7 protein-coding genes and 1 pseudogene are annotated in these 6,533 nt (G+C 66.1%); 1 reads left to right on the top strand and 7 read right to left on the bottom strand.

The window, feature by feature from the left end; genetic code table 11:
- Positions 1–96 precede the first annotated feature (96 nt).
- A complete protein-coding gene (locus tag L995_RS18140) occupies positions 97–846 on the bottom strand; it encodes an amino acid ABC transporter permease (protein WP_047472877.1) in 750 nt (249 codons plus the stop codon).
- Positions 847–926: 80 nt separating this feature from the next.
- On the bottom strand, positions 927–1,790 hold the full coding sequence (locus L995_RS18135) for a transporter substrate-binding domain-containing protein (RefSeq protein WP_047472876.1): 864 nt from the start codon (positions 1,788–1,790) through the stop codon (positions 927–929).
- A 224-nt stretch (positions 1,791–2,014) separates the two neighbouring features.
- On the opposite strand from L995_RS18135, the gene L995_RS18130 reads away from it, so the two are divergent.
- Positions 2,015–2,428, top strand: coding sequence for a lysozyme inhibitor LprI family protein (locus L995_RS18130; RefSeq protein ID WP_047472875.1), 414 nt, complete (start codon positions 2,015–2,017; stop codon positions 2,426–2,428).
- Between the two features lie 15 nt (positions 2,429–2,443).
- Here the strand turns inward: L995_RS18130 and L995_RS18125 are convergent, their stop codons facing one another.
- The 5 genes and pseudogenes from L995_RS18125 to L995_RS18105 all read right to left on the bottom strand — a co-directional run.
- A complete protein-coding gene (locus L995_RS18125) occupies positions 2,444–3,532 on the bottom strand; it encodes a fimbrial protein (protein WP_269431529.1) in 1,089 nt (362 codons plus the stop codon).
- A 343-nt stretch (positions 3,533–3,875) separates the two neighbouring features.
- On the bottom strand, positions 3,876–4,844 hold the full coding sequence (locus L995_RS18120) for an ADP-ribosylglycohydrolase family protein (RefSeq protein WP_231574467.1): 969 nt from the start codon (positions 4,842–4,844) through the stop codon (positions 3,876–3,878).
- Positions 4,845–4,850: 6 nt separating this feature from the next.
- Positions 4,851–5,423: an NADAR family protein gene (locus tag L995_RS18115; protein ID WP_047472874.1), complete on the bottom strand. Its 573-nt coding sequence runs from the start codon at positions 5,421–5,423 to the stop codon at positions 4,851–4,853.
- Entirely contained in the window at positions 5,420–6,097 is a 678-nt protein-coding gene (locus tag L995_RS18110; protein ID WP_231574466.1) for a DUF4291 domain-containing protein, read from the bottom strand. The genes L995_RS18115 and L995_RS18110 overlap by 4 nt, the downstream gene beginning before the upstream one ends.
- Before the next feature lie 17 nt (positions 6,098–6,114).
- Positions 6,115–6,533 (bottom strand): annotated as a pseudogene (locus L995_RS18105) (sugar kinase); the annotation flags it as partial.

Below are 6,533 nucleotides of genomic sequence, written 5' to 3'. Positions count from 1 at the left end.
AGCAGTGCGGCGCCTGCGATCAGCCAGGGGCTGCGCGCCGCGCGCAGCACGGCGGCAGGCAGCGGGCGGGGCGCGGCGCCGGTGTTCAGGGTGGCTTCATTGGCCATAGCCGGGCATCCTCAGGTGTTGTTCCAGCCAGCGGCCCGCCAGGCTGACCAGCCAGGTCAGCAGGCCGAACCACAGCAGGATGAGCAGCAGCAGCTCCAGCACGTTGTCGCGCTGCGACCAGATCATGATGGACTCGTAGGTCACGTCGCCCACGGCAATGGCCGAGGCCACGGCCGTCATCTTCACCAGGTCCACCAGGTTGTTGGTCAGCGAGGGCAGGGCAAAGCGCACGGCCAGCGGCAGCTGCACGCGCACCAGCAGCTGGTGCTGCGAAAAGCCCAGCGAGCGCGCTGCCTCCAGCGTGGTGGCGGGCACGGCCTCGATGCCGGCGCGCAGCGCCTCGGCATGGAACACGCCCTTGTGCAGCGAGACCACGATCACCACCCAGACAAAGGGCGTGAGCGGGTTGTTGCCCGCGCCCCAGTCGCGCAGTTGCTGGGTGATCAGCATGTTGAGCACCAGGAAGGCGCAGTACAGCTGCACCAGCGTGGGCGTGTTGCGCGTGACCTCCACAAAGGCGCGTGCAGGCCGTGCCAGCCAGGCGCGGCCCGAGGTCAGGGCCGCCGCCAGCGCCACGCCGGCCGCCAGGCTGCCGGCAATGGTCAGCAGGGCCAGCTGCACGGTCACGAACATGCCGCGCACAAAGGCCTGGCGCTCGGACACATCCAGCACGAAGGCGTAGTTCAGGCCCAGGCCCTTGAGCGCTTGCACGCCCTGGGCGAGTAGAGAGTCGTTCATGGTGGGAAGGCGCAAGACGGCCGGCAGGACCGGGTGCCCGGGGCGCAGCCCGGTGCAGCTTGTCGTGCCGGTCCTGCGTGTCAGCCAGCCGTGCCCTTGAACCTGGCCTGCAGCTCGGGCAGCAGCGGGTTGGCCGGCTCGATGCCCACGCGCTTTTCGGCGGCGATCAGCCAGCCCGTGCGGTGCCAGTCCTGCACCACCTTGTCCACGGCGGCGATGGTGTCGGCCTCGCCCTTGCGGGTCCAGACCACGGAAGGCGCGGGCAGCACCTCGCCGGCGATGGGAGCCGAGTAATGCGCCCATTCGGGGTTGCTGCGCAGCAGCGGGTAGATCAGCGTGCTGTCATGCACGGCGGCCACGCAGTTGCCGCCCTTGAGCGCCAGCAGCGAGTCCGACGAGCTCTTGTAGCCATGCACCTGGGCGTCGTACTCGCTGGCCAGCGGCTTGGCAAAACTGCTGCCCTGGGACACGCACACGGGCCTGCCGCGCAGGTCTTCCCACCTGGCGATGCCGCTGCCCTTGCGCACGGCGGCAATGCCGCCCACGCGGTAGAAGGGCGTGGGCGCGTAGCCCAGGGTCTCGGCACGGTCGGGGTTCAACTCCATGGAGGCGATCAGCAGATCCACCTTGCCGGCCTGCAGGAACTGCACGCGCGTGGCGGTCTGCACCTGGACCAGCTCGGCCTCCACGCCCAGGCCCTTGGCCAGGGCGCGTGCCAGCTCGGGGTTCCAGCCCACCAGCTGCTGGGTGGACGGGTCGATGGAGCCGAAGGGCCCGCCATTGACCAGCACGCCAATGGTGACCTTGCCGCGCTGCTTGATCTTGTCCAGCGTGGCATCGGCCCGGGCCTGGGTGCAGGCCAGGGCCAGCGCGGCGGCGATGAAGGTCAGGGATGCGGAAAGGGTGGCGCGGGGCTGGCGGCGCAGGGTGGGGCTTGTGTGCATGGCGGGAGCGGGGCGGTCGGGACAAACGAAAGATGCGTACGCCTGCATCTTCTGGCCGCCCTTGACCCACGGCAACAAAGCTTTGGGAGCATGTTTATGCGCTTTGCGTCGCTGCATCAGGGTGATCACCAGGGAAATGTGGGCCCGAGGCAGGGCGGGTCGATGGTGTAATCGCGACGGCCGGGGTGCTGCACGCACCGGCACCTCCCAGCGAGCCCTCTTCCATGCACCAAGCCCTAGCGTCCCTACTCGCCCCTCTCGCCTGCGCCGCCCTGCTGTGTGCCAGCCCCGTGGCCCGGGCCGCCAATCCCACCAGCTCGGGCAATTGCGAGGAAAGCTCCACCAACATGTCCGAGGTGCGCGCCTGCCTGCACGAGCAGAACGTGGCCATGGTCAAGGCCGCCTACGTCTCGCTGTCGCTCAAGCTCAAGGCCCGCATGCCCCAGGCATCGGAAGAGCTGGAAGTGGCGCAGAGAAACTGGGTGCAGTACGCGCGCAGTGCCTGCGAGTTCCTGGCCGAATTCAATTCCGCCAGCTTTGCCAAGGACGATGCGCGCGCCAACTGCTGGAGCGACTTCGCCCGCGCCCGCGCCAAGCAGCTCAAGTCCTGGGAAATGCAGCTGGACAAGAAGCCCTGAGGGCGGGGACGCTGCTCACTGGTAGTTCAGCGTGAAGGTGGCCCTGCCGTTGGCCTGCCCCGTCGTGACTGCCGCAGCGGTCTGCACGTATTTGGCAGTCAGCGGGATCTTGAACTGGGCAATGCCTTGGGCGATGGTTCCCGCACTCCATTGGTTGGTGTTGCCAGGCACGTTGGAGTCCGGGCCGTAGCCGAGTGCGGTGCCATCCTTCAGTATCTGTATGCCTATTCCGGTGGCAACCGGCTTGCCGCCTGGCGTGGCCTGGCTCAAGGTCAGGACGGTGCTCCGATTGCTGGTGTCGTTGGCATCGGTGAGCGTGACGTGGGGGCGCAGAACGCTTGCGGGCGCGCCGCCCTTGCATTCCAGCGTGATGTCGAAGTGCTGGGGGATGGAGGTGGATTGGAGGCCCGTGAATCGCAGGATGGGCACAGCGCCCATGGGTACGGAGATGGCCGAGGCGGCCACCGAGCAGGAGGGACCGACCACCACCCTGGTGCGGCCGGACAGGTTGACGTTTCCTGCGGTGCAGCCGGGGCACTGGAATCGCATATCGACGTTCATCCCGGAGCCCGTTAGCACGCCAGCGGAAACGCTGCCGGTTTTCACCAGCTCGATCCAGACATCCTGGGGGGATGAACTATTCCAGAAATAACCCAGCGCGCCCGAATTATTTTCTGATTCGGTGGTAATGGGCATGGTTCTGCCACTGGGAGCGCTGGGGCCGCGCCATGTGGCCCACCAGCGGATTCCAATGCCGGGAATATTGGTGCCGTAGACATTATTGTATCCGGGCGTCTTGGTCCCGGATTGAACATTGGCGGCTACAACGGCTTTTTCAATATCGTACTCGAATGCCGTGTTCAGCACTGCTCGCAGATTAAATACGGTTGTCGTAGACTTCCATAGCGTCGATCCGTTGGCGTAACTTCCGGGTACTGTTATTTCCTCGGGCAGTGAAATGCTGGAGCTGGTGGGGGAGAATACGCCGCCGGCAAAGGCATTGGTGTTCATCGTTGCCGCTGAAAAGGCAATGAAGAATGGAAGGGCGATCAATGCAAGGCGGCGTACTTGCGAGGGAAATGAGGGAATGAAAGAGAAATGCATGATACTGATTCGATCCATTGTTGAAGTATGATTCTCGAAAATATCACGCAATAGTTAAATTGAACTTTTGAGTGACTGACGAGGGGGTGGAAATGAAAGCATCGAATCATTCGATGTGTGGCCTCTTAGGTATTTCACACTCTACGCCGAAGATATGAGTTGATGCAATCAGATTGTTCTGAAAATGGGGCGTGGCTCAGTCAAAAGCCGCCCATGCACGCCATTCGCAAAGAGCAAGGCCTGCGTGTCACGGAGCTCGGGCGCGTGGGAGGTCGCGCAGACAAGCCAGGTCCAGTCCGCTCGCGGACCCGGCGACTGCCTTGTCGGGAGCGCGCCAGGCGACTCAGTTGCTGAGAGGTGCGGTCGGAGAAGCGTCCCTGGCACCTCTGGCGGCTTGCCAGAGCCCATTGGCCAGGGCTGTGATCTCAGGGGCCAGGTGCAGGCGTTCCAGCCAGCGGTCCGCAATGCCGCTGGCGCCGTGGAAGGCTCCGGCCAACTGGCCCGTGATGGCTGCCGTGGTGTCGGCGTCATCGCCCAGGTTGGCGGCCTGCAGCACTGCGCCTTCAAAGCTGTCATGCCTCGCAAAGCACCACAGGGCCGCCTCCAGGCTGTCCACCACGTAGCCGCTGCCGCGAATCTGTGCGGCCGGCTTGTCGCGATAGTCGCCACGGGCAATCTCCCGCAGGCGCGGGTTGGCGCCGTCTTGCAGAACGCCGCCCAGGTCCAGAACCTGCTGCCGGGGCAGCCCCTGCAGTGCCCGGCACAGCGCCACGGCGAACAGGCGGCAGGCCTGCAGGCATTCAGGTGCCGCGTGGGTCGTGCGTGAGCTGAGTTCAGCCATGCGCTGCACCAGGTCCTCGTCGGGGCCGAAGAACATGGGCACGGGCGCCAGCCGCATCAGGGAGCCGTTGCCGGCCTGGTCCGGGTCGGGCGATCCGGCCAGCGGATCGCCGGTGGCCAGGAAGCGCTGGATGGCCGCCCTGGTGGCCATGCCGATGTCAAAGCAGTTGCCGGTGGAACTCCAGTACCCCCATTCGTACCAGTTGGCATAGCGCGTCATCTGGTCGTGCGGGTCGCAGCCGCCGCGCTGGAGCAGGCTTTCGGCCAGGCACAGGGCCGTGGAGGTGTCGTCGGTCCACTTGCCTGCGGGCAGCGAGAACGGGCCGCCCCCGACCATGTCGGTCAGCGGCGCAAAGCTGCCGCGCGGCTGGAATTCCAGCGTCGTTCCCACGGCGTCGCCGCAGGCCAGGCCCAGCAGGGCGCCGCGGTATCGGTCCAGTGTGTCCATGGCCATGCCGGTGCTCTTGATCATGGTCGGTCAGGGAGCGGTGCTGCGCAGCCGCGCACGCACCTGCATGAGGGCAAAGCCCAGCAGGTTCAGGCCCTGCCAGCGCGCGGGGTCGGTGGCGCGCACATCGTCGGCAGCCAGGCCGATGCCCCAGATGGCGTCCACGGGGCTGGCTTCCACCAGCACGCGGTCGCCCGTGTTCAGCAGATAGCTGGCCAGGGCTGGGTTCTGGGAGAACTTGGCCTGGTTGGCGCGCACCACGATGCCCATGCGCGCGGCCACCCAGGCCGCTTCATCGAAGCCCTGGATGCCACGCCCCAGCTTCTTGGCCTCGCCCGGCGTGCGGCAGCGCACGATGGCCGCGTGCGCCGCCTCGTCGCCAAACAGCCGCGCCTTGCCCGCCATCATGAAATGCTCGGCCGTGGGGTAGTGCTGGCCATCGACCTCGAAGCCCGCCTCGAACCACTGGCTCATGCAGGTCTTGCCGATGGAGCCATCGGCCGCAGGCTGGTGGCCCCAGAACGGCAGGAAGCGCGGGGTGAGACCCTGGGCCATGGCGTGCTGGAGGTCTTGCAGGGAGGCGATGTGGTCTGTGTTGGTCATACGGAGTTCTCAGGTGCGCAATTCTTCCTGTCGAGCCGCACGTAGACGCGCTCCACGGGAGTCATGAGCATCGGATTTTCATCCTGGGCATGGGCCCGCTGCTCGGTGACGAAGGATGTCATGTCGATGACCTCCAGCAGTTCCTCCGTGGCGAAACGGCGTAGCAGCTTGCCACGCAAGCCCAGCTGGATGGCACGCAACGGCAGCTTGGCGCCGCTGGGGGCATGGTCCGGATCCCATTGCTGGCGCACCTCGGAGGTGGCCACCGCTTGCTGCCACTCGGGCAGGCCAGCGTAGAGCCGGGGGTTGAAGGTGGAAGGTACGGCGGCATCCAGCAGGCTCTCGAAGAAAGTCCGGCGGATGCGCAGGCCGAGGATGACTTCCTGGCCGGCCTTGGTCGCCCAGCCGCAGCGATACATCATCCAGAGGAAATTGGGCTTGATCCAGCTCATGCGCGTGAAGCTGAAGTCCGGGCCGCCGAACTGGCCATGCTCCAGAGCGTGAAGGCCGATGGCCGGGCGATAGGCCTGGTAGACCACCACGGTGGAGTCGTCGTAGTGGGCGAGGATCTGCTCTCCCTCGGAAGGCCAGGTGGCAGATTGCTGCAGGTAGGGTGCTGTTGCGAGATTCATGGTCTGTTCGTTGTTGTAGGTGTTCTGAGGGTGCTGCGCCATGCTGCAGGGCCGGTCCTTCACACCACCAGGCAGCCCTGCCGCTCCGACAGGCCGATGGTGGCCTGCATGCCCGCCGTGAACTGCAGGTAGTCGGCCTCCATGCCGTCCGAGAAGATGACGCCATGGTCGGGCATGCGCGAGCGCAGGGTCAGCGGCTGGCCGGCGGTGACCTGGCCGTAGACCAGCTCGGCCGTGGAGGAGCGGCTGGGAAAGGGCTCGCGCACGGCGAAGTCCAGGCGTGGCGCATCCCAGGCGAAGGGCTGGTAGTCGAAGTCGGTGGACGCGCCGCGCACGGCGCGGGCAATGCCCATCGATCCCGTGACGATGCTCTTGATCCAGGCCGAGGAGCCCAGCCCCGTGGCGACGATGAGGCCGGAGGACGACTGGGATTCCTGCCGGTCGCCCAGCGCGATGTCGTACAGGGCCGAGGACGCGG

Source organism: Delftia sp. ZNC0008 (genome assembly GCF_000799035.1).
Lineage (GTDB): Bacteria > Pseudomonadota > Gammaproteobacteria > Burkholderiales > Burkholderiaceae_C > Comamonas > Comamonas tsuruhatensis.
This window is presented reverse-complemented; position numbering and strand designations above follow the sequence as displayed.

Bases quoted from the DNA above. Each gene is read 5' to 3' on its own strand.
- L995_RS18140 (WP_047472877.1), bottom strand. From the start codon at position 846: ATGAACGACTCTCTACTCGCCCAGGGCGTGCAAGCGCTCAAGGGCCTG.
- L995_RS18135 (WP_047472876.1), bottom strand. From the start codon at position 1,790: ATGCACACAAGCCCCACCCTGCGCCGCCAGCCCCGCGCCACCCTTTCC.
- L995_RS18130 (WP_047472875.1), top strand. From the start codon at position 2,015: ATGCACCAAGCCCTAGCGTCCCTACTCGCCCCTCTCGCCTGCGCCGCC.
- L995_RS18125 (WP_269431529.1), bottom strand. From the start codon at position 3,532: ATGCATTTCTCTTTCATTCCCTCATTTCCCTCGCAAGTACGCCGCCTT.
- L995_RS18120 (WP_231574467.1), bottom strand. From the start codon at position 4,844: ATGATCAAGAGCACCGGCATGGCCATGGACACACTGGACCGATACCGC.
- L995_RS18115 (WP_047472874.1), bottom strand. From the start codon at position 5,423: ATGACCAACACAGACCACATCGCCTCCCTGCAAGACCTCCAGCACGCC.
- L995_RS18110 (WP_231574466.1), bottom strand. From the start codon at position 6,097: ATGGCGCAGCACCCTCAGAACACCTACAACAACGAACAGACCATGAAT.